At 38.5% G+C, this 22,183-nt stretch carries 15 protein-coding genes; 11 read left to right on the top strand and 4 right to left on the bottom strand.

The annotated features are described in order from the left end of the window. Window positions 1-90: 90 nt before the first annotated feature. The 4 genes from IFO69_RS14655 (at window position 91) to IFO69_RS14640 (ending at window position 2,911) form a co-directional block, all read left to right on the top strand. On the top strand, window positions 91-1,071 hold the full coding sequence (locus tag IFO69_RS14655) for an isoaspartyl peptidase/L-asparaginase family protein (protein WP_192010879.1): 981 nt from the start codon (window positions 91-93) through the stop codon (window positions 1,069-1,071). A gap of 13 nt (window positions 1,072-1,084) precedes the next feature. Then, entirely contained in the window at window positions 1,085-1,828 is a 744-nt protein-coding gene (locus IFO69_RS14650; RefSeq protein WP_192010878.1) for a copper homeostasis protein CutC, read from the top strand. A gap of 25 nt (window positions 1,829-1,853) precedes the next feature. Further along, window positions 1,854-2,318: a hypothetical protein gene (locus IFO69_RS14645; RefSeq protein WP_192010877.1), complete on the top strand. Its 465-nt coding sequence runs from the start codon at window positions 1,854-1,856 to the stop codon at window positions 2,316-2,318. Window positions 2,319-2,449: 131 nt separating this feature from the next. Further along, window positions 2,450-2,911 carry a CBS domain-containing protein gene (locus IFO69_RS14640; RefSeq protein ID WP_192010876.1) on the top strand — a complete coding sequence of 154 codons (462 nt, stop codon included), beginning with the start codon at window positions 2,450-2,452 and terminating at the stop codon, window positions 2,909-2,911. A gap of 39 nt (window positions 2,912-2,950) precedes the next feature. On the opposite strand, the gene IFO69_RS14635 is transcribed toward IFO69_RS14640, so the two are convergent. Then, the gene (locus tag IFO69_RS14635) at window positions 2,951-3,682 is read right to left on the bottom strand and encodes a YdcF family protein (protein WP_317173469.1); all 732 of its coding nucleotides are present in this window, start codon (window positions 3,680-3,682) and stop codon (window positions 2,951-2,953) included. Between the two features lie 190 nt (window positions 3,683-3,872). Here IFO69_RS14635 and IFO69_RS14630 point away from each other — a divergent pair, with 190 nt between their 5' ends. Then, a complete protein-coding gene (locus IFO69_RS14630) occupies window positions 3,873-7,097 on the top strand; it encodes a UvrD-helicase domain-containing protein (protein ID WP_192010874.1) in 3,225 nt (1,074 codons plus the stop codon). Between the two features lies 1 nt (window position 7,098). After that, a complete protein-coding gene (locus IFO69_RS14625) occupies window positions 7,099-9,960 on the top strand; it encodes a PD-(D/E)XK nuclease family protein (protein WP_192010873.1) in 2,862 nt (953 codons plus the stop codon). 46 nt (window positions 9,961-10,006) lie between these two features. Here IFO69_RS14625 and IFO69_RS14620 read toward each other — a convergent pair whose 3' ends face one another. Continuing rightward, window positions 10,007-10,459: a YciI family protein gene (locus IFO69_RS14620; protein WP_192010872.1), complete on the bottom strand. Its 453-nt coding sequence runs from the start codon at window positions 10,457-10,459 to the stop codon at window positions 10,007-10,009. Between the two features lie 714 nt (window positions 10,460-11,173). On the opposite strand from IFO69_RS14620, the gene IFO69_RS14615 reads away from it, so the two are divergent. From IFO69_RS14615 to IFO69_RS14600, 4 genes are all read left to right on the top strand, one after another. After that, window positions 11,174-12,352 carry a response regulator gene (locus IFO69_RS14615; RefSeq protein WP_192010871.1) on the top strand — a complete coding sequence of 393 codons (1,179 nt, stop codon included), beginning with the start codon at window positions 11,174-11,176 and terminating at the stop codon, window positions 12,350-12,352. 69 nt (window positions 12,353-12,421) lie between these two features. Continuing rightward, complete coding sequence (locus IFO69_RS14610) at window positions 12,422-13,219, top strand: MlaE family ABC transporter permease (protein ID WP_192010870.1); 798 nt, start codon at window positions 12,422-12,424, stop codon at window positions 13,217-13,219. Between the two features lie 3 nt (window positions 13,220-13,222). After that, a complete protein-coding gene (locus tag IFO69_RS14605; protein WP_192010869.1) occupies window positions 13,223-13,972 on the top strand; it encodes an ABC transporter ATP-binding protein in 750 nt (249 codons plus the stop codon). Further along, window positions 13,972-14,964 (top strand): MlaD family protein, encoded by a 993-nt coding sequence (locus tag IFO69_RS14600; protein WP_192010868.1) that lies wholly within the window; start codon window positions 13,972-13,974, stop codon window positions 14,962-14,964. Before IFO69_RS14605 ends, IFO69_RS14600 begins: the two co-directional genes overlap by 1 nt. A 135-nt stretch (window positions 14,965-15,099) precedes the next feature. On the opposite strand, the gene IFO69_RS14595 is transcribed toward IFO69_RS14600, so the two are convergent. After that, window positions 15,100-16,095: an endonuclease/exonuclease/phosphatase family protein gene (locus IFO69_RS14595; RefSeq protein ID WP_225444154.1), complete on the bottom strand. Its 996-nt coding sequence runs from the start codon at window positions 16,093-16,095 to the stop codon at window positions 15,100-15,102. A gap of 208 nt (window positions 16,096-16,303) precedes the next feature. Between IFO69_RS14595 and acnA the strand changes: the two genes are divergently transcribed. Further along, window positions 16,304-19,081: an aconitate hydratase AcnA gene (gene acnA / locus IFO69_RS14590; RefSeq protein WP_192010866.1), complete on the top strand. Its 2,778-nt coding sequence runs from the start codon at window positions 16,304-16,306 to the stop codon at window positions 19,079-19,081. 110 nt (window positions 19,082-19,191) lie between these two features. Here acnA and IFO69_RS14585 read toward each other — a convergent pair whose 3' ends face one another. Then, entirely contained in the window at window positions 19,192-22,053 is a 2,862-nt protein-coding gene (locus IFO69_RS14585) for a TIM-barrel domain-containing protein (RefSeq protein WP_192010865.1), read from the bottom strand. Window positions 22,054-22,183: the final 130 nt, after the last annotated feature.

The raw sequence follows: 22,183 nt of genomic DNA, 5'->3' as shown, positions 1-22,183 counted from the left end.
AAAAATAGATTAATTAATAGGAGTAAAAATGTTATTTATCTTTAAAATTTTCTAATTTTCGAGATAAAGATTAAACTAAGCATTACACCCATGTCAGATAGAAGAAAATTCCTGAAAAATACAATTTTGTCTTCGGTTTTAATCCTTCCAGGAACTGTTAGTTCGGCCATGTCTTTGAACGGTTTTAAAAAAAGGGAAAAGCATAAGCCTTTGATTTTATCGACCTGGAACCATGGTATGGCAGCCAACGATAAGGCTTGGGAAGTTTTGGGAGAGACTGGAAGTATCGTTGATGCTGTAGAAAAAGGGGTGATGGTAACTGAGTCTGATTTGAAAAACCTGTCTGTAGGACTTCAGGGTTTACCGGACCGAGAAGGAATAGTGACTTTGGATGCTTCCATTATGAAAGGAGACGGTTCGTGTGGATCAGTATGCTTCGTGAGACAGGTAAAGCATCCCATTTCTTTGGCCAGAAAAGTGATGGAAGACACCCCCCACGTGATGCTGGCTGGAGAAGGAGCAAGGCAATTTGCCATTCAGGAGGGATTTCCCATTGAGGAAGAAAAAATGAGCCCGGCTGCAGAGAAGGCTTATATAAAATGGAAAGAGAAATCGGAGTACAAGCCTATTATCAATATAGAAAATCATGACACTATTGGAATGATAGGTTTGGATGAAAATGGAAATTTAGCGGGTTCTTGTACCACAAGTGGTTTGGCTTATAAGATGCATGGAAGAGTGGGAGATAGTCCGATTATCGGAGCTGGACTGTATGTGGACAACGAAGTTGGTGCTGCGACTGCTACTGGATTGGGAGAATCGATCATCAAAGTGTGCGGCAGTTTCCTTATTGTGGAATTGATGCGTCAAGGACGGACCCCTCAAGAGGCATGTGAAGAAGCGGTTAAAAGATTAATTAGAAAGAATAAAGGAATAGATGGGATTCAAGCTGGCTTTTTGGCCATGAACAAAGATGGTGAGCATGGTGCTTATGCTGTTCACCCAGGATTTAACTTTGCGATGCACCATAAAGGAGGCAAAGCACTTGTGGATTCAAAAAGCAAATTTTGATTAATCATTAGTTATGTCATCAATAATTTTAGAAGCACCGGTATTTACAGTTGAAGCGGCCATTAAAGCTTCGGAATATGGTATCAATAGGTTAGAGTTGTGTTCTGATTTTCTAGAAGGGGGAGAAACACCAACAGTTGGTACACTAAAGTACCTAAAGAGTAAGGTTAAAGTTCCGATATTTGTGATGATCCGGCCTAGAGGTGGAGACTTTGTTTATACCAATGATGAGCTTCAAGTGATGAAAGAGGATATTTCAATCCTCAAAGAACACGGTGCTAATGGATTTGTTTTTGGTGTGCTGACTCCAAAGGGTGAGGTGAATATTGGTGCATGTGAGCAGTTGATTGAAGTAGCGGAAGGTCTGCCTTGTACATTCCACCGGGCTTTTGATGCCTCCAGAAACTTGGAGAAATCCTTAGAGGCAGTGATTGAATGTGGCTTTAGAAGAATATTGACTTCCGGAGGGAAAAATACAGTTACTGAGGGAAAGGAGATGATCAAAAAACTATTGGATAAAGCGGGCAATAGGATCATTATCATGCCAGGTGGAGGCATGAAGCCGGAACTTGTTGAAGAATTGTCAAAATCAGGAAACCTTAAAGAAATTCATGCCAGCTGTAAGGTTTGGAAGAATTCTGCGAGCGAATATTGGAACTCTAATTTGGAATTGAGTGCTGTTCCTGAAAATCAGGATAAAGTTTTGTCGGTGAGTAAAGAAGAAGTGGAAAAGTTTTTGCAGGTGACAGGGAAATGATTTTTAAACTCTAATAGCTTGCCTTATGAAAAATCACCTGATTTGTCTTGGGATATTTTTGGTAATGTTTGGATGCGGTAATTCAAAGCAAAATCATCAAGACCTTGAATCTGGAGTAGAAGCTGCAAATTCAGGACCTTCAAAGCAATGTTATGCTTATCTCCATGAAGGTGATACTGTAAGGCTTGAGGTGGAGAGAATTGGGAATGGAAAGGTAAAAGGTAAGCTACTTTATAAGCTTTTTGAAAAAGATGAAAATAAGGGAACATTTTCTGGAGTTGTGAAAGGAGATACATTATTAGCAGATTACAGCTTTACTTCTGAGGGTAAAGAGTCGGTTAGAGAGGTGGCATTTCTTTTTAAAGATAATTTGGTGTCAGAAGGGTATGGTCCGTTACGAGATGATAATGGTAAGATGATTTTTGCTTCTAAGGATTCTTTGGTTTTTGGAAAGGGTATAGTTTTGCTAAAGGTGAAATGTACTGAGTAGTGATAAGTTAGGTGTTGTTTTATTTTTCTGTTAAATTCTATTGATTTTATCTATTTTATTTCGTTAATGTTTTGAGTATGCTTTTATAATTTCTATATTATATCAAGTATATATTTAAACCCGAGATAATTATGGTAAAGAGTTTCCAAGGAGTTCGGTTGGCAGAACCGAAAAAGGCTCCAGAACAAGCAGTTTTGGTGCAGGATCACATGAGTACAAGTTTGGTGACATTTCACCCGGATGATACGATTGACTATGTGGCACAAGTATTGACCCAGAAAAAAATTTCTGGTGCTCCAGTACTGGATGATGCCAATAACTTAGTAGGCATTATTTCAGAAGTGGATTGTTTAAAAGAGGTCATCAAAGGTAAGTACAACAACACACCTAGAATAGCAGGCAGGGTGAGGGAGTATATGACAAGGGATGTGATTACAATGGAGCCAGAAATCACCATATTCGATGCTGCCCACCGTTTTTTGGATTTGAAGATTCGACGCTTTCCTGTAATGAAAGCTGGAAGACTTCTTGGTCAAATCAGTTTGAGCGATATTATCAAAGCTCTTCCAGGGCTGAAATCCACTACTTGGTAGTTTGCTTAATAGTAAACTACTTCATCCTCGACTTCTTCCCTAGATATACCCAACTAATTTATAGACGACCAAGCCAATCCATTCTTTAAATAGCTTGGTCCATATGATAAGTCCATCAGGAGTAGGGATGACTAAATTCTGAAAATCAAATTTAACATCTGAAGAATAATAATCCACGGGGAAAGTATCGGTACTTAAGCCTACTTTATCAAAGCAGGCTTTGGCTCTTTTCATATGGAAAGCAGAGGTAATTAGTAAATATCTTGATTTTTTTCTCATGGATTTTGATTGGAGTTTTTCCAAGGTAAAAAGGGCATTTTGTCTGGTATTTACAGCCTTGTCCTCTATGATAATATCATGCTCAGCAACACCTGCGATGACCATGAAGTCGGCTAGTAATTTTGCCTCTGTATTTGAATTGGCAGGATTCAGACCTTGTCCTCCAGTAATGAGAATTTTTTTTATTTTACCCATTTGATAAAGTTGTATGGCATGGGTGGCTCTATCGGCTCCTTTATCAAAGAATGTTCGGTCATGGGCAGTTTTATCCAAGTTGGTGACTCCTGTCAATACAATACCCAAGTCATATACAGGTAAATCTGTAATTGACTTGAATTCAGGTTCCCAAGCATTCATAGTAGCATTGGAAATGAACTTGTTGGTAAAAAATAGTAATAGCAAAATTCCAGTTAGTGTCAAGTAGTTTCCTAATCTTCTTTTTCTCAAAATGAAACCAAGTGAAATAAGCACCAAGACAATCGTTAAAGGCATTGCTAGAAAAGTGAGAAACTGGGCAAGGTAAAAGAACATGTAAAATTGATTTTGATGAATGTGTTTGGGCTGTGAAAATAGTCATTATTTTAAATTTACCTGGTTTTGAGGTCAAAAAGTGACAGTCATTGTCTTTCATTTTTTTAATAGATAAAAATCCCATTGTTTTGTCTAAATTGTTTGGATGGCCATGGAATCAAAACCTTTTGTTATTTACAAATCTTCAGCTGGGTCAGGAAAGACCTATACTCTAACCTTGGAATATCTAAAGTTGGCGCTTGCATACCCAACGGCCTTTAAGGGTATTCTTGCAGTAACCTTCACGAATAAGGCTACCCAAGAGATGAAGAGTAGGATATTGGAAGAGCTTGCTAGGATCAAAGAGGTGGTAAGGCCAGATGAATTTCTGGATCAGGAGTTGATGAAATACCTGGGCTTGGAAGGGGAAGAGCTGAAGCTCCGAGCTAAATTAGTCTTAACGGCGATCCTGCATGATTATGCTAATTTTTCAGTAACCACAATTGATAGTTTTTTTCAAAAAGTGGTTCGGTCTTTTGCGAGGGAAATAGACTTGCAGGCAAAATTTGATGTGGCCTTGGATCAAGAAGCAGTATTGGATCAGGTGGTGGACCGTGTGGTGCAGCATGTATTAGAAGATCCATATTTGCATAAATGGCTGGTAGATTTTGCTTTGACCCAGATTCAAAATGGTAAGTCTTGGGATATCCGAAGTAATATCAAAAGTCTTGGAAGTGAGATTTTCACCGAAAACTTTAAACAGTACCAGCAATTTATCCGTGAGTTTTTGTCAGATGAAGAGCACGTAGAGGGATTTAAATCCTATTTAAAAGGAAAGCAGAAAGAACTTGAATCAGAAGTATTGAGTTTGAAAAAAAGGGCAAATGAGATTCGGGAAAAACAGGGATTAAACTGGACAGATTTTAAAGGTGGAGCAAGAGGTATCTGGGTGGTATTTGACAAATTGGGTAATAAAGATGAGTTAATTCCAGAATTGTCACCTGCAAGAAAAAAGGCTATCATTGACGAAAGCGAATGGTTTACCAAAACCAGTAAAGTGAAAGAGCAAATCATTTCAGCTTATCATGATGGACTGGGAGATACCTTGGGTCAGTTTGAGGCTTTACGGAGGGAATGGTTGACTTACAAAGCCATTGGCAAGAATTTTTATGCCTACGGGGTTTTTAGAAACCTTTTAGATGAACTTAGGGATCTCAAAGATGAGGAAAACCTGTTGATGATATCTGATGCCAATGATTTCTTGAAGGAAATCACCAAAGAAAATGATGCTCCATTTATCTATGAAAAAGTCGGTAACCAGTACAAACACTTTCTGATTGATGAATTTCAAGATACTTCCGGCTTTCAATGGGAAAGTTTTAAGCCATTATTGGAGAACTCTTTGGCCACCAATAACAAAAACTTATTGGTGGGAGATGTTAAACAGTCTATTTATCGGTGGAGAGGGGGAGATATGAAGTTATTATTGGAGCAGGTAGAAGAGGATATAGGAAAGCAGAAAATTGATGTGAAGAATTTAGACACTAATTATAGGAGTCTACCCAATATCATTGGTTTCAACAATGCCTTATTCAATGCACTTCCACTTCAGCTTCAAAACAGTTTTGAGCAAGAAACAGGTCTAGAAAGTTCGGATATTTTGACCAAAGCCTATCAGGATGTCAGCCAAAAAGTATCTTCCAAAAAGCAAGGCAGTGGCTATCAAGGTCGGGTAAGGATGGAGTTCTTTGAGGATAGCAGCGAGGAGGATCTGGTATTTAATGAAAAGGTTCTTGAAAGAATTCCCGAGATGGTGATGGAATTACAAGATCATGGCTATGTACCCAAGGATATTGCTTTTTTGGTTAGGACCAAACACCAAGGAGCCTTGATCAATGATGCTTTGATGGCATATAAAAACGAACATCCGGATTTGGGATACAACTTTGATGTGGTGTCTGACGAATCCATGTTTTTGGATCGTGCGGCTACTGTGAGAGCTTTAATTGCAGGTTTGCAATACCTTTCAGACCCAAATGACCAAGTGCCGTTTCAAACGATGTGGTTTTACTGGAGTAGCCTTCACGGTAGAGAAATATCTCATGAAATATTTTCCTCTGTTTCCAAACCAGATTGGTTGGAGACAAAGATCGCAGGCTTTTTGGAGAAACAACCGCATCTAACAAAACTGCCCTTAATGGAGCTTGTGGAGGAGTTAGTGGTGTTGCTGGATTTTTATACTTTAAAACTAGAACTGGCCTACATATCTGGATTTAAGGAAGCTGTTTTTGATTATATTTCCAATAATAGGGCGGATTTGGTTGGTTTTCTCAATTGGTGGGAGGAAAACAGCCTTAAAAGAACGGTAAAAATTCCAGAAGGTCATGATGCAATGAAAATCATGACTATCCATAAATCCAAGGGATTGCAGTTCAAGGTGGTTTTGATCCCTTTTTTAAGCTGGAAAATTATAGATTTTAAAAAGGATAACATCATTTGGTCCCCGTTTCGTGATGTTGAAAAAGGTGTTGAGGCTATTATTCCCTTGAGCTTGGGAAAAGAACTGGCAGATTCAGTTTTTCAGCCTGTTCATCAGGAAGAAATTACGATGGCCTATCTGGATACTTTGAATATGGTCTATGTAGCCCTGACGAGGGCAGAAGAATTTCTTTGGACACTAAGTCCATACAAAGTCACCAAAAGTAAATCGTCTTCCCTGAATCCTGTGGAGAAAAATATTTATGATATTTTAGAAAATGGCCTTCTAAAGTCTGCTGTTGAGGACTTAGGTCAATATTATGACCACGAGTCAAAAATTTTTGATTGGGGTAATTGGCCTATCAAGCCTTCCATTGCTGTTCGCGAGAAACCTACCGACTCCCAATTTTCCTGGACATATAGAAATTGGGGGGATTTACTCCAAGTTAAGAAATATGCTGTAGATTTTAGTGAAGAAGGCTTAGCCCAAAGACAGAAGAGGAATTTTGGTGTTTTGATCCATGAATTATTGGAACGATCATCTACTCAACAACAGGCTGAAGATTATCTACAGGCTTTTTATTTTGAAGGTCGCTTGGATGCAGATGAAAAAGAAGTGGTCAAGCAGCAATTGGACAAATTATTTGCCAATACCATGTTCAATTCTTGGTTTGAGGGGGAAGGAATCATGCTCTCAGAACAAGGGATCTTAATTCCAGGAGGTAAGCAAAAAAGACCGGACAGAGTAATTATAAGAGGAAATGAGGCAATTGTTGTGGATTTTAAGACTGGAGATGAACAAGAGAAGTACATACAGCAAGTGAGAGAGTATATGGCTTTGGTGGCTGGTTTAGGGAGTTATTTGGTGAAAGGATATCTATGTTATTTGGAGACAGGTAAAATTATAGAAGTAGACTGAGATGAATGGATTTTTAAGAGAGACAGCGGCAGACTTGTTGGATCGCTACGGGGATTTAAGAGGGTTAACCGTAATTTTGCCAAATAGGCGTGCAGGATTGTTTTTTGTGCAGCATTTGGGGCAATTGATTGATAAAGCACAGTGGATGCCGGCCGTGAGGACCATAGAAGATCTTTTCTTTGAGCTTTCAGGTCAGCGCCCCACAGATCAGCTTACTTTGATATTTGAACTTTACAAAGTTTATCAAGAGCTACAGCCCGATCCAGAGCCATTTGATCGGTTTTACTACTGGGGTGAAATGATCTTGAAAGATTTTAACGATGTAGATCAGTTTCTTGTAAACCCCAATAAGATTTATCAACTGCTCTCTGAGATAAAAGAGATAGAATCCGATCTTAGCTTTTTGACTAGTGGTCAAATTGAATTGATCAAACAGTTCTGGAAAGCTTTTGAGAAAGAGGGTAGAGGCCATCAGGATAAATTTTTAAGGTTTTGGCAGCTGCTATTGCCACTATATGAACGATTCAACAAGGAGTTGGATGTACTGGGGATGGCGTATTCGGGTAGACTCTACAGGAAAGTGGCAGAGCGACTTAACGAATTGGAGAAACCCAATAAGCGATATATTTTTGTTGGCTTTAATGCTTTTACAGGAACTGAAGAGCAATTAATCAAACACTTTATCAGTGAATTTGAGGCTGAAATTTATTGGGACTTGGATGCCTATTATACACAGAATAAGCAACAGGAAGCAGGTTTGTTTTTTAGGGATTACCGTAAGGATAAGGTGCTTGGGCCTACTTTTCCGAAAGAACTACCACAATATATCCAAGCTAAGCCGCCTAAGATAAAAGTATATGTCACTCCATTAAAGGTTAATCAGGCCAACTTGATAGGCAAGGTACTGGATGAGATGCCTTCGAATGAAGCACTGGAAGAAACAGTGGTTATTCTACCAGACGAGCAACTGCTATTTCCTGTAATGCACCAATTGCCAGAGCAAATAGATAAGGTCAATGTTACAATGGGTTACCCTGTAAGAAATGCACCTGTTTATGCTTTTTTAGAGGCAGTTTTGGAGTTACAAAGGTATGTGAAGATAGATGATGGAAAGGTATCATTTTATCATCAAGCTATCAAGGAACTGCTTTCTTCCTCTTACCTTAAGGCAGGAAAGGAGGAGTTCTCAGCATCTCTTCTATCCAGTATCCAAGAGCAAAACCAAGTATATATTCCGGCAAGCAAACTAGCTGAAGGAGGTCCGTTGTTTGAATTGATCTTTAAAAAATTAGCTTCAGAGGATATCTTTCCTTATCTCGAGCAGTTGATGATGTCATTGGTTGAAAGATTGGGTGATGACAAACTGCAGCGAAGCTATTTGTATCAATGTCACAAACAACTGGTGAGGTTAAAGGAGATTTTTCAGTCCCGAGGACATGTAAAAATCAGCTTGGAATTCTTTATTAGACTTTTTCGGCAAATTTTTAGAGAAGTTCGCTTACCTTTTGAAGGAGAGCCTTTGGCTGGTCTTCAGGTAATGGGCGTTTTGGAGTCTAGGAATCTGGATTTTAGAAGAGTGATCATCGCCAATATGAACGAGGGGAGTTTTCCTCCCTCTGGAGCAATGAATTCCCTGATTCCTTTCAATGTTAGAAAGGCCTTTGGATTACCCGTTCAGGAGCAAAATGATGCGATCTATGCTTATACTTTTTATAGGTTGCTTCATAGGGCAGAAGAGGTGCATTTGATCTATTCTACCTCATCAGACCAAGGAAAAGTAGGTGAAAAGAGTCGTTATATACAACAGTTGATAGCAGAGTTGGATAAGGGGATAGAGGAGGAAGTGGTGTTTGTTCCTGTTGATGTAAAACCTGCAGATCCAATTACTATCCAAAAAACACCCGAAATAAGTCATTTGCTTTCTAAATATGTTCTCCAGGAGAATGGTACATCCGTGACTGCGTTTTCGCCGTCTGCATTGAGTGTTTGGTTGGATTGCCGACTGAAGTTTTATTTTCAGTATCTGGCCAATATCCGTGAGAAGGACAAAGTAGAGGAGGAAATCAGTGCAGCCGTATTTGGGAATCTGGCACATTACAGCTTAGAATACCTTTACAAGGGATTTATGGAGAGGAAACAGCGGAATGTGATCATTGAGGGTGATTTCAAAGATTTGGAAAACTACGTTTCTCCTTCTATTGAAAAAGCCATTAGGGATTTTTATCATTTAGAGGAAGATGCAGACACGAGCTTGAGTGGTCAACTGGCCATAGTAAGAGATGTTTTGCAAAAGTACATCTTTGAGCTGTTGGAATTGGATCAGTCAAGCGCTCCTATTGAGTTGATTTCATTGGAAAAGGATATGACATATCGTTCTGCAGTGACCATTGAGGTCAATGGAGATCATCATGCGGTAGCTTTGAGAGGAATTATTGACCGGGTTGATAAACAAAATGGAGTGGTCAGGCTGATTGATTATAAGTCAGGAAAGGATATTAAGAGCTTCCCATCTATTAGCTCTTTATTTGATCGGGAAGATAAAAAGAGGAACAAGGCCGCTATGCAAACCTTGATCTACGGTTTGTTGTATCAAGCCAAATTTCCAGAAAATAAACACGCCTTAAAGCCAGCGATTTTCAATCTTCGTGAAATATTCAATGAAGATTTCAATCCTTATTTGCAACTTAAAGAAGGTAGGTCGAAAGGAGAGGAGCTGGAAAATTACCTAGATTACAAAGAAGAATTTGAGGAAAACTTGAAAAAGCTATTGGGAGAGATATTCGATCAGACAGTTCCATTTGATCAAACGGATGATCTCGAAAAGTGCAAATACTGTCCATACAAAGAAATTTGTGGTAGGTGATTTCATCAACAAAAAGGCTGTCCAAAAACAGCCTTTTTGTTGATGTTTAAAAATCTACTTTTTGTATTTTTTTATGAATTTCTGGGATTGCCATAACAGCAGCAGAACCATACCATTCTTTGAGGTCCATGATCAAAACTCCAGCTTTAATGGCGGGATCTTCGGCGGTTAGTTGCTGAGCTTCCTCAATATTATCTACATCAAAAACGAAGATTCCTCTGAGTTCACCATCACCAAAAAAGGGACCAGCTAATACCAGTTTTTCTTTTTCTACCATCTTGCCAATATGGTTCATATGACCTTGTTGAATTTTGCCTCTTTCTTCTTCAGAATAGTTTGCAACATCAGGTCCTCTCTTAAGAAAAGCAATGACATATTTTTTCATACCATAGTCATCGGCTTTGTATTTTTTAGCCAATTCTGGATCGTATTTTTCTTGAGAAAACACTTGAAATGAAACGACGAAAAGTAGATAGAAAATAGTGAGAATTTTATTCATTTTATAAGTTGTTTTGGATGGGGAAATATGCAAGTTCTCTTAATCATTTTTGAAAGAAGATTTCAACTAAATCATTGCGAATTTTAATGGCTATACTCTGGGTAAATGAAAATTTTTAAAGGCTTCAAAACCATAGAAAATTACTGTTTTTTGGTGAAATATAATTTACTCATTAAGGTAATAATCGAGAAGTGTTTTAACATTTATTTGAATTGAAAGAATCCATAGTTGACATGGTCTGACTCTTAATATCGTTTCAAAAAACAGTTACTTATTTAAGGTTTTTTAAAAGGGATTGACTTTTAAAAGAGGAGTGGACCTGCTTGTGTTTTATAGGATTTATAAGGCATGATAATACTAAAAATGGTGTAAAGAAGAAGCCATGATGGAGCAAGTTTTTAAAGGGAATGAAGTAAAGACATACTTTGATTTTGCTTGTTAAAGTGGGGTAAAAGGTAAGTTATTCAATTTTTAGCCATCTATTTTTCCTAATAGTGAGTAGTTTGATTTCTATAAATATTTAACTAAAATAAACTTTAATTAATATTAATTAAATATTTGAAATATAATTATTTATATGTTTTTTAGTTTAATCTAATTTAGTTATAGCTAAATAATTTAGTTCAAGCTTAATCAAAATTGTTTAGCCTATTCGAGCTTTAGGACGCGTTTGTTAAGATATTTTTTTAACTTGTGTATTTAGCTGCATTCTAAATGAAATCAAGTTTAAAAATTACTTTAGTTTACATTGTAATAGGAAGCTGTTGGGTAGCCTTTTCTTCCTTATATTTGGAGCAACTTCAATCATGGTTAAATATTGATAACTCGACTGAACTGGAAATTTTCAAAGCAGTCTTGTTTGTGTTTCTTTCAGGACTTTTGATTTATGTCTTAGTAGACAAATCGATTAAAACTGATTTGCTTGTTTGGAGAAGTTATTCTACGGTGTTTGAAAACATCCCAATGTGCATGTGGATTGTAGACGAGGAGAAGCAAAAAATCGTCTCGGCAAATAAAATGGCTGAGGAGTTTTTTACCACTAGATTGAATGGTGATACAGAGCCGCTTTTACTGGATTTTTTTTCAATGAAAGAAGCTGATGTAAGGATGGTTTTTTCAGGTCGAAATCATGAGATTAGAAACCTGAAAATAAAAGATAAAAAGGGAGAGCTTCGGAGGGTGGATTTATACACTGTGCCTTTTAAAAGGAGAGGCAAAAATAAGGTGATGGTTACGGCTGTTGATAATACGGAATTGCATCAAAACTTGATGGATAAAGTTGAGCTTAATGATAATCTTAAAAAGCAGAATAATCAGCTTAGAATGTTTTCTCAAATGAATTCACACAATATAAGAAGACCTCTTTCTAATATTTTAGGAATTATTCATTTGTTTGAATCGGGCATAAAAGCAAAGGAAGAAGTTATTGATATGTTGAAGAAGTCCTCAGAAGATTTGGACGAGGAAGTAAATAGGATGAATGAGGTATTAAGAGAAGAGAATTTGTCTATGGAAATGTTTAACGGAAGCTTCTCAAAGAGCGCAAAATCGATTTTGATTGTGGACGATGATAAAGTTCAACACTTGATTAATAAGCGGGTTTTACTAGGAGAGAACCCTGATCTAAAATTGTATTTTTTTCAGAATCCTTTGGATGCACTAAGTTGGTTGAGCGATCATTCTGTAGACCTGCTTTTGTTGGACATTAATATGCCTGAAATGAAGGGATGGGAATTTTTGGATAAAATGATAGAATTGGGTTTGAACTTAGAAGTTAAGATGCTTTCTTCCTCAATTGATCCACGAGATGAAGAAAAGAGTAAACAATATGACATGGTAAGTGGTTTTTTGGTAAAACCGTTGAAAAAAGAAGCCTTGGCAGATATTTTGTAGTGGAATAATCTCTTTTATATAAGTCTTATCGGGCTAAAATTATTAGTTTCGCACTTTCATCTAAATTTTATGGCTGACAAATCAACTAACAAAGAGCATTTTCTAAGCCCCAAGATAGATAAAATGATGCTAGGTCTTGCAGACGCTTTTTCGTTTGTGAGGCGCTTCTTTAAAGAGGTGTGGTTTCCACCTTATGAATTTAAGGAAGTTATCAGGCAGTGCTATCAGATCGGATATAATTCATTGCCATTGATTTCTTTGACGGGCTTCATCGTGGGTATAGTTTTTACCAATCAATCAAGACCTTCACTATCGGAATTTGGGGCCACTTCTTGGTTACCAGCATTGATTTCTATTGCTATTGTGCGGGCAATGGGTCCCTTAGTGACTGCACTGATTGCTGCTGGTAAGGTGGGATCCAGTATAGGGGCAGAAATAGGATCTATGAAGGTAACAGAACAGATTGATGCCATGGAGGTCTCAGCCACCAATCCTTTTAAGTTTTTAGTGGTGACGCGAGTATTGGCAACGACCTTTATGATTCCTATTTTGGTGATGTATACGGATTTTGTGGCACTGATGGGAGCATTCCTTTCTGTCAATAGCAATGAAAGTGTGAGTTTCTCCACCTATTTTGTACAGGTATTTGAGGCCATATCCTTTTTAGATATATTTTCTTCTATATTAAAATCATTGGTATTTGGTTTTACCATTGGCATAGTTGGATGCTATAAAGGTTATCATTCTTCAAAGGGTACAGAAGGGGTAGGTAAAGCAGCCAATGCTTCCGTGGTCTTGGCGATGTTTTTGATCTTCATTGAAGAGTTGTTGGCCTTACAGATTGTTAACTTCATTAGATTGTCCTAAGCCATGAGAGAAAAGGTAGTAGAAGTAAGAGGGTTAATGAAGTCTTTTGGGGACCTTGATGTGCTCATGGGCGTTGACCTGGATTTGTACAAAGGTGAGAATGTTGTAGTATTAGGTAAATCTGGAACCGGTAAATCGGTTTTGATAAAGATCATGGTAGGTCTTTTGACACAGGATGAAGGCACGATGCAGGTTTTAGGTAGAGAGGTGTCCAAATTATCTTCAAAGGAATTAAACGATTTAAGGTTAAAGATTGGGTTTTCTTTTCAAGCTAGCGCACTGTATGATAGCATGACAGTAAGGGAAAATTTGGAATTTCCCTTGGTTAGGAATGTAAAAGGTCTTTCCAAAGGAGAAAAAAATAAAATGGTGGAAGAGGTGTTAGATGCCGTGGGACTGTCCCAAACCATCAACCAGATGCCCTCAGAATTGTCAGGTGGACAAAGAAAAAGAATCGGTATTGCCAGGACCCTGATCTTAAAGCCAGAGATTATGCTTTATGATGAACCAACAGCCGGCTTGGATCCAATTACCTGTAGCGATATCAATAATCTAATTAATGAAGTAAGGGAAAACTACAATACTTCGTCAATCATCATTACCCATGACTTGACCTGTGCCAGGGACACTGGCGATAGGGTGGCGGTACTTCTGGATGGAGTTTTTGGTTCAGAAGGCAAGTTTGAGGATGTTTTTGGAAATCCATCCGATCAAAGAGTGAAATCATTTTATGACTATAATTTCATTAAATAATGAGAAATGATAATAAGAAATCAGTAGTTGTCGGGATCTTCGTACTGATAGGGATCATTATTGCAGTATCCGGAATTTTGACTTTAGGTGCTCAACAGAAAATTTTTGTAAAGAGTGTAAAACTGAAGGCGGTTTTTGACGATGTAGAAGGTCTGCAGCCAGGAAATAATGTATGGTTTTCTGGGGTGAAAATAGGCACGGTAACTTCCATTAAGTTTTATGGAGATTCCCAAGTGGAAATCGAAATGAATGTGGATGCCGATACCAAGGAATTTATTAGGAAGGACTCTAAGGCAACCATTAGCTCAGATGGTTTGATCGGTAACAAAATCATTGTGATTTATGGAGGAACCACCCAAGCACCTGCCATTGAGGATGGGGATAGGTTACAGGCCGTGATGCCGTTGGATACGGATAACATGATGGAGACCTTACAAGAGAATAATCAAAATCTGGTTTCCATTACCAATGACCTAAAGGTGCTGACAGGTAAAATAGCCAATGGGGAAGGTATTGTTGGTGCAGTATTGACAGATAGCCTATTGGCTGAAAATTTCAAGAATATCATGACGAACTTGGAACAAACAGCCAGCAACAGTAACAGAATGACTGCCAATTTGAGGAATTTTTCATCAGGGCTGAATAAAGAAGGTACTTTGCTTTATGAGCTATCAACGGATACAACCGTATTCAATAGCTTGAGAAAAACAGCAAATGAATTTGAAAAGACCAGTGAAGAGGCTTCAGAGGCTGCAGCCAATTTCAAAGATGCCAGTGGGAAGCTTACCACAACTGACAATGCAATCGGCATGCTTTTGAATGATGAGGAATTTGCAGAATTCATTAAAAGCTCCTTGGAAAATACTGAAACCACTACTGAGTTGTTAAATGAAAATTTGGAAGCATTGAAATATGCTTGGATCATGAGAAAGGCTCATAAGAGAAAAGAAAAAGCCGAAGCCAAAGCAGCCAAAGAAGCAGCTCAGGAGTAGCATTATTTGTGAAAATACAAAAACAAAAAGGTGTCAAAAGATGCCTTTTTGTTTTTGTATTAAAATGAAAAAGATAAAAGTATTTACAATTAGTAATCTATATTCATCAGTTTAAATTTAAAATTGACGGGTTAATTAAAATTCAATGCCGCTGATTATTTTCTCTTTTGCCTCTATTTTCTCTTCCTGATCAGCTTTTAGTTCTTCATTTTCTACTGTTTTGTCCAATACCAATTCGATGCTAATTGGAAAGTGGTCAGAACCTATTCCAGGTTGTACCTTCAGTTTTTTTACTTTGAAATGGTTACTGACAAAAATATGGTCCAAGGGCCACCTAAGCATAGGGTATTTTGCATGGAAAGTATTGTACATGCCTCTTCCTCTTCTGGGGTCCCCCATTCCGCTAATTTTTAGAAAGAGTTCTGTCGTATAACTCCAGGCGACATCATTGAGGTCTCCCATAATGATACATGGTTTTCCGTAAGCTTTTGCCTTTTCACCTACCAAAAGGATTTCTGCATCGCGTTCGGTGCTGTGGGTGTTTTCTCCAGGCACAGGAGGTGTAGGGTGAATGCCGTAAATCCTAACGACTTGATCACCTAGGTCCAAATCTGTAAAAATGGAAGGAATATCTTCATTAATCAAGTAATTGATAGAGGTGTTTTTTAATGGTATTTTGGAATAAAACAGCAAGCCATATGTATTGTCCAGAGGTAACTCAATATGATAATCATAATCTTTCTTAAGCTTAGCCACTTCATCAGCCCAAGCTTGATCGGTTTCAACGAGCATAAAAACATCCGGTGAAATTTTTTCGATTAAGCCCAAGCATTTAGCATAATCCCTATTGTATTGATAGACATTTCCCGTGAGAAGGGACAAAGTGGGTTTATCCTTCTTATAGGCAGATTTTACCATTTTGGTACTGAAGGGAGAGTAGGGGATGATTTGCTTTAAAAGGTAAAAAAAGAGTAAAATAAGTATTGTTAGGATGGCAAAATCTACTTTTTGTAATTCATTGTAATCTTCAAAAAACCAAAGAATTATCAATGTCGATATCAATATTAGCTTTTGGAAGCGTGGATAATCAAAAACCCTAAAGGTCCAATAGTCTTTTTTTACTAATGGCATGAGAGTTGCTCCAATAATTAATATTGAAAAAACATATAAAGCTACTTTCATTTATTTGATGAATTCAGGTGGTTCTTTGATGATTTGTGGAAGAATTTCCGCTTGTTAAAGTAATGACAATTAATTTAAAAAACACCTTTAAAGGAATCAATCTGATTTAAAGGTAGTTATTAATATGCAATTCTTTTTAACCAATAACATCTAACATATGTCACTCGATCCGTACAACATCAAAAAACAACTTGAGTCAGCAAAGGGTACCTTGAATTATTGGAGTCTGGAAGCATTGGAGAACCAAGGTCATGAGGTCAAAAAACTTCCATTTTCAGTGAGAATTCTGCTGGAAAATGCCCTCAGAAACTACGATGATTTTGCGATTACCAAGGAACATACTGAAACACTTTTAAACTGGAAACCTGAGCGGTCAGACAAGGATATTCCTTACAAACCGGCAAGAGTGCTGATGCAGGACTTTACTGGTGTACCGGCTGTTGTCGATATTGCTTCCTTAAGGGCTGAGGCAGTCAGAAAAGGGAAAGATCCACAGAAAATCAATCCGCTTATTCCTGTAGATTTGGTGGTGGATCATTCTGTTCAGGTGGATTATTTTGGTACAAATTATTCCTACAAGAGAAATGTAGATGTCGAGTACGAGCGAAATGGAGAACGCTATGAGTTTTTAAAGTGGGCCCAAAAGTCATTTGATAATTTCTCGGTGGTTCCACCAGGCATGGGAATTTGTCACCAAGTAAATTTGGAATATTTGGCACAAGGTGTAATAGAACGCGATGGAAATGTTTTTCCGGATACTTTGGTAGGAACAGACTCACATACCCCAATGGTCAATGGAATAGGTGTCGTAGGTTGGGGAGTAGGAGGTATTGAAGCTGAAGCGGCACTTCTGGGCCAACCCATCTATTTTATCATGCCTGAAGTAGTGGGTTTAAAGTTGACGGGGAAACTGCCTTTAGGAACCACCGCAACAGACATGGTATTAACCATTACCGAATTGCTTAGAAAACATGGAGTGGTAGGTAAGTTTGTAGAGGTATTTGGGCCTGGATTAGATAACCTGACTGTGCCGGATAGGGCAACCATTTCAAATATGTCTCCTGAGTTTGGCTGTACAGTGACTTATTTTCCAATTGATGACCGCACCTTGGATTACATGGAGAAGACCAACCGCCCCAAAGACCAGATCAAACTGGTGGAGGATTATGCCAAAGCCAATATGCTATGGAGAAAGGATGAAGAGTTAATTAATTATAGCAGTTTGGTTGAGCTGGATTTAGGTACCGTAGAGCCAACTGTTTCTGGCCCTAAGCGCCCTCAGGATAAGATTTTGGTCAGGAATTTTAAAGAAAAGTTTGGCGAACTTCTTCAGGAGGTTCATGGAAGAAAATATATTCCAATCGATAAAAGAGATAAAAGTAGGTGGTTCAGTGAAGGAGGTGGCCAGCCAGTGGATGAGCCTGGTGATTTACCAGATGATGTAGAAATTGCCACCAAGACCAAAAAGGGGCTCAAAACGGTAGAAGTAAAAATCAATAATGAAGAATTTGCATTATCGGATGGAAGCATTGTCATAGCAGCCATTACTTCCTGTACCAATACTTCCAATCCAAGTGTAATGATCGGAGCTGGCCTGGTCGCTCAAAAAGCCCGTGAGAGAGGTTTGGATGTTAAACCATGGGTCAAGACTTCTTTAGCTCCCGGCTCAAAAGTGGTTACAGATTATTTAGAGACTTCGGGCCTTTTAGATGATTTGGAGGCCTTGCGGTTCCATGTGGTTGGTTATGGTTGTACATCCTGTATAGGGAATTCAGGACCATTGCCAAAACACATAGCTCATGCAGTTGAGGAAAATGACTTAGTAGTGGCCTCAGTCTTATCTGGGAATAGAAACTTTGAGGCGAGAGTTCACCCACAGGTAAAAATGAACTACTTGATGTCTCCCATGCTGGTGGTAGCCTATGCTTTGGCCGGAAGGGTGGATGTGGACCTCAATAACGAGCCATTGGGTTATGACCCTAATTTAGAGCCTGTTTATTTGAAAGATATTTGGCCAAGTAATGATGAGATTTTTGAGGTGATGGGCAAAGTGCTCAGCCCAGGTGATTTTGAAAAGAATTACGGAGAAATCTTTGAAGGAAATGAACAGTGGAAAAGCCTGGAAGCACCCAGTGATAAAGTATACAAATGGTCAGATAAATCGACTTACATCAAGGAAGCTCCATTTTTCAAGGGGATTTCCAGTGAAGTACCAATTCCTCAAAACATTGTGAATGGTCATGTGTTACTGAAGTTGGGAGATTCCATTACCACGGACCACATTTCTCCAGCAGGTGCTTTTGCGGAGTCCTCTCCAGCAGGTCAGTATTTAGTAGGAAGAGGGGTGGAGAAGAAAAATTTTAATTCATATGGCTCTAGGCGTGGTAATGATGAGGTGATGGTCAGAGGAACTTTTGCCAATGTTCGGATAAAAAATCAATTGGCAACCCGCGAAGGAGGTTACACAACCCACATCCCTTCTGGTGAAGAAATGACCATTTTTGAAGCTGCAGAAAAATATATAGCAACAAATACGCCGTTGGTGGTGTTGGCAGGAAAAGAATATGGCAGTGGCTCCTCAAGGGATTGGGCAGCCAAAGGGACTAATCTTTTGGGAATTAAAGCGGTCATTGCTGAAAGCTATGAGCGTATTCACCGCTCTAACTTAGTTGGAATGGGCGTATTGCCATTACAATATCAAGACGGGCAGTCTGCTGCTAGCTTGGGTCTAGAAGGAAATGAAAAGATCAGTATAGGGGGGATAAGTGATGGATTGAGTCCATTAAAAAAACTGGAAGTGACAGCAGAAAAAGACGGGGATACCAAAGTAAATTTTGAAGTAATTTGTCGATTGGATTCAGAAGTGGAAGTGGCTTACTATAAAAATGGAGGCATCCTCCATTATGTATTGAGACAATTCCTAAAACAAGATTAAATAATAGTTTAACTTCTTACAATCCATAAAAAAAAGGGCCTATTTCTCAGATGGGCCCTTTTTAATAAACATAAAACCCAAAATTAACTTTTATTTAAATAAATTGAATATTATTCAATTCCAATAGTCTTAGCTTCTCCACTATAGTCAACAATCACTCCTTCCATATGATCAAAACTTAATGGAACAGGATGGTCATGAGTGACTAAAACAATTTTGAACCTTCTTTGCTCAAGCATCCCAGGAAAATCACCTTCCCTGCTACCAATTGTTAATGTCTTGTTTTGGTCATTGTATCGGATTGGAATGATAGTGTATTGTCCTTTTTCATAATTATAGTTAGTGTTTTCATCCTCATATAAATCAAATTCCCCATCCTTTCCAGCATATACCATCAAGGTGATTTCATCAGCAGGTTTTTCTCCAGTATACTGGATGGAAGGGCCAAATGGAATAATACTACCCTCCTTAACAAATAATGGAATCTTTTCATATGGCGCTGACACTGTTTTAGTTTCACCACCAACGTAATGTTTGCTAGTAAGCAAGTCATACCAACCGCTTTCTTTTGGAAAATAGATTTGACGGCTATCTGCCTGATATTTGTAAACAGGATTTACCATGAGAGCTGGTCCAAACATAAATTGATCTTTAATTTCTAAGGTTGCAGGGTCATAATTAAAATCCATAACCAAAGGCCTCATGATCGTATAATCCTCATGATAAACTTTTCCAGCAACTGAATAAATATAAGGCATCAATCTGTACCTCAGTTTATTATAAAAAATAATCGATTCGTATGCAGGATGTCCTTCTGAGGCAATATTAAACACTTCTCGATAGGGATATTGACCATGTGATCGATAGAGCGGTGTAAAAGTCCCATACTGATACCAACGGGTGTTGAGCTCCCGCCATTCTTCCAAATCCGCCCCTTGAGGATCTGGTCTGTCATATTTGTCCTCCACAAAGAAACCTCCAATATCCGTCGTCCAATAGGGAAGGCCCGAAAGGGAGAAGTTGAGTCCGGCTGGGATTTGCTGCTCCAACTCATCAAACCGCGATGCAATGTCTCCACTCCAGGTGGCAGCACCATAGCGTTGGATGCCAGAGAAGGCAGATCTGGTGAGGATAAATACCCTTTTATCTGGGTTGGTGCTGCGTTGCCCTTCATAAATACCCTTAGCATTTACCAAAGGGTAGCCATTGAAAAACTCAGTAGCTGACCCTTCGGCTGTGGGGTTCATTAATGTCTTTCGGTGTTTGATGGAAGCATTGGAAAGGATGTCAGGTTCTGTAGCATCCAGCCACCAGGCATCGATTCCCTTACTGTACAATTTATCATTGATTTGTTCCCAGAACATTTTTCTGGCTTCAGGGTTGTAAGCATCATAAAATGTACTGATATAACCTTCTCCGATCCAATCCCGTTGTTGGTTTTCTATATTTTGTTTATAAAGCCAACCATGCTCTTCAAATTGTTTATAGTGCTCAATACCTTCATAAAACTTTGGCCAGACAGAAATCATCACATGGGTATGGTAATTCTTGTGAAGTATATCGATCATTTTATCAGGATCTGGAAACCTGATGCTGTCAAAATCATGACTTCCCCAAGCTTTTTCAGGCCAATAAGACCAATCTTGAACGATGTTATCGAGGGGGATTTTCCTTTTACGGTATTCGGCCACCGTATTTAATACCTCTTCTTGTGTCTTATACCGTTCCCGGCTTTGCCAGAAGCCAAATGCCCATTTAGGCATGATTTGAGCTTTTCCCGTCAATTGGCGGTAACCTGAGATAATGGCATCCATATCTTTCCCAGCTATAAAATAATAATCCAGTTTTTTTCCTGCATCTGATTTAAATGTAAAAGTATCATTGGTTTTTATAGGCGAAGGTGGCAAATATTTAAGACTGATAAATGATTGGTTGGATTCAGGAATCCACTCGATTTTAAAATCAATAGGTTCTGCATTAAGTTCATGGCCAAAAACAACTGGACCTGGATTCCAACTTTCTCTCCATCGGTCTACCAACAGCTTTCCATCGAGCCATACTTTCAAGTATCCAGAGTAGGTCATATAGAATTGATGTACACCTTTTTGATGCCCTTGGATTTTTCCTTTCCAGGTAACCACTCCATTGGCCATATCAAAGGCTTCTGGAATTTTATCCATATCATCTAGGAATTGGTAAGCAATATTACCTTCCTTTTCTACCAAACCCTTTTCTGAAGCATTGCGGTCACTGGCATAAATCGCAGTCAAAAATCCCTCTTTTCCTGACTGGTCAAATAACCTCAACTCGGACAAGGGAACTGGCTCCCGGTCATCTCCGAATTTGGTAATGGAGTAATTGTCCCATAGAATTCCATAATTTTTGCTGGACAACATAAAGGGAACGGCAACTACAGAGTTGTACTGAGTCAGATCAACATGGTAACCTTTATAGTTGAAAAGTCCCGTTTGCTGCTGGCCAAGGCCATAAAAAGCTTCCTCATCTGAGCTATCAAAACTTTGGGAAAAGGTATAAATATTTCCATTAGGAACTTCAGAGTTAATAGAAAATGATTTTCCGTGTTTGGCTTCCCTAAGGAGGGTTTTGCCCGTGGAGTCTTTAAAATTTACTTCTCCAGTAGTTTTTGATACCGAGGTTTGGAGGTAAGTTGTTTGGATAATCAAAGAATCTGCACTTTCCGTTAGCTCCCATTTTGGAGTTTGGGGAAGCTTGTTAGTGATCATTAGGCTTTCATCTGCTGCTATTTCATAGCCTTTGGCAGCGGATACCCTGATGATTTTTTCACTAATGACTTCCAGTCTTATGATTTCGGGCGCCGAATCATCATCTGATGGCGGAAGGGTGAGGATAATTCCTTTTTCTGTCTGATGATACAGGTTTTGCTCTGGAGTAGAACATGCCTCAATAAGGACCAAACAGCAAATGGCCATCAACAACTTTTTGGTATTCATATTCAGGTCTATTGCTTTAATTCATAGACCTAAGTTATCAATTGCCCAAGTCATAATCGGGCTGAAATGTTTTTAAAGGAGGGCTAAAATGTTAACAGCATCTATCTTTCTGTATTTTCAAATTAAAAGT

The sequence above is a fragment of the Echinicola arenosa genome, from assembly GCF_014841125.1.
Classification (GTDB): Bacteria; Bacteroidota; Bacteroidia; order Cytophagales; family Cyclobacteriaceae; genus Echinicola; species Echinicola arenosa.
Note: the sequence above shows the minus strand (reverse complement) of the source record. Positions and strands in the feature narration are given on the sequence as shown.

Coding starts and splice junctions, on each gene's coding strand:
- IFO69_RS14605 (WP_192010869.1), top strand. CDS start 13,223: ATGAGAGAAAAGGTAGTAGAAGTAAGAGGGTTAATGAAGTCTTTTGGG.
- acnA (WP_192010866.1), top strand. CDS start 16,304: ATGTCACTCGATCCGTACAACATCAAAAAACAACTTGAGTCAGCAAAG.
- IFO69_RS14585 (WP_192010865.1), bottom strand. CDS start 22,053: ATGAATACCAAAAAGTTGTTGATGGCCATTTGCTGTTTGGTCCTTATT.
- IFO69_RS14645 (WP_192010877.1), top strand. CDS start 1,854: ATGAAAAATCACCTGATTTGTCTTGGGATATTTTTGGTAATGTTTGGA.
- IFO69_RS14655 (WP_192010879.1), top strand. CDS start 91: ATGTCAGATAGAAGAAAATTCCTGAAAAATACAATTTTGTCTTCGGTT.
- IFO69_RS14610 (WP_192010870.1), top strand. CDS start 12,422: ATGGCTGACAAATCAACTAACAAAGAGCATTTTCTAAGCCCCAAGATA.
- IFO69_RS14650 (WP_192010878.1), top strand. CDS start 1,085: ATGTCATCAATAATTTTAGAAGCACCGGTATTTACAGTTGAAGCGGCC.
- IFO69_RS14635 (WP_317173469.1), bottom strand. CDS start 3,682: ATGCCTTTAACGATTGTCTTGGTGCTTATTTCACTTGGTTTCATTTTG.
- IFO69_RS14615 (WP_192010871.1), top strand. CDS start 11,174: ATGAAATCAAGTTTAAAAATTACTTTAGTTTACATTGTAATAGGAAGC.
- IFO69_RS14620 (WP_192010872.1), bottom strand. CDS start 10,459: ATGAATAAAATTCTCACTATTTTCTATCTACTTTTCGTCGTTTCATTT.
- IFO69_RS14630 (WP_192010874.1), top strand. CDS start 3,873: ATGGAATCAAAACCTTTTGTTATTTACAAATCTTCAGCTGGGTCAGGA.
- IFO69_RS14595 (WP_225444154.1), bottom strand. CDS start 16,095: ATGCCATTAGTAAAAAAAGACTATTGGACCTTTAGGGTTTTTGATTAT.
- IFO69_RS14640 (WP_192010876.1), top strand. CDS start 2,450: ATGGTAAAGAGTTTCCAAGGAGTTCGGTTGGCAGAACCGAAAAAGGCT.
- IFO69_RS14625 (WP_192010873.1), top strand. CDS start 7,099: ATGAATGGATTTTTAAGAGAGACAGCGGCAGACTTGTTGGATCGCTAC.
- IFO69_RS14600 (WP_192010868.1), top strand. CDS start 13,972: ATGAGAAATGATAATAAGAAATCAGTAGTTGTCGGGATCTTCGTACTG.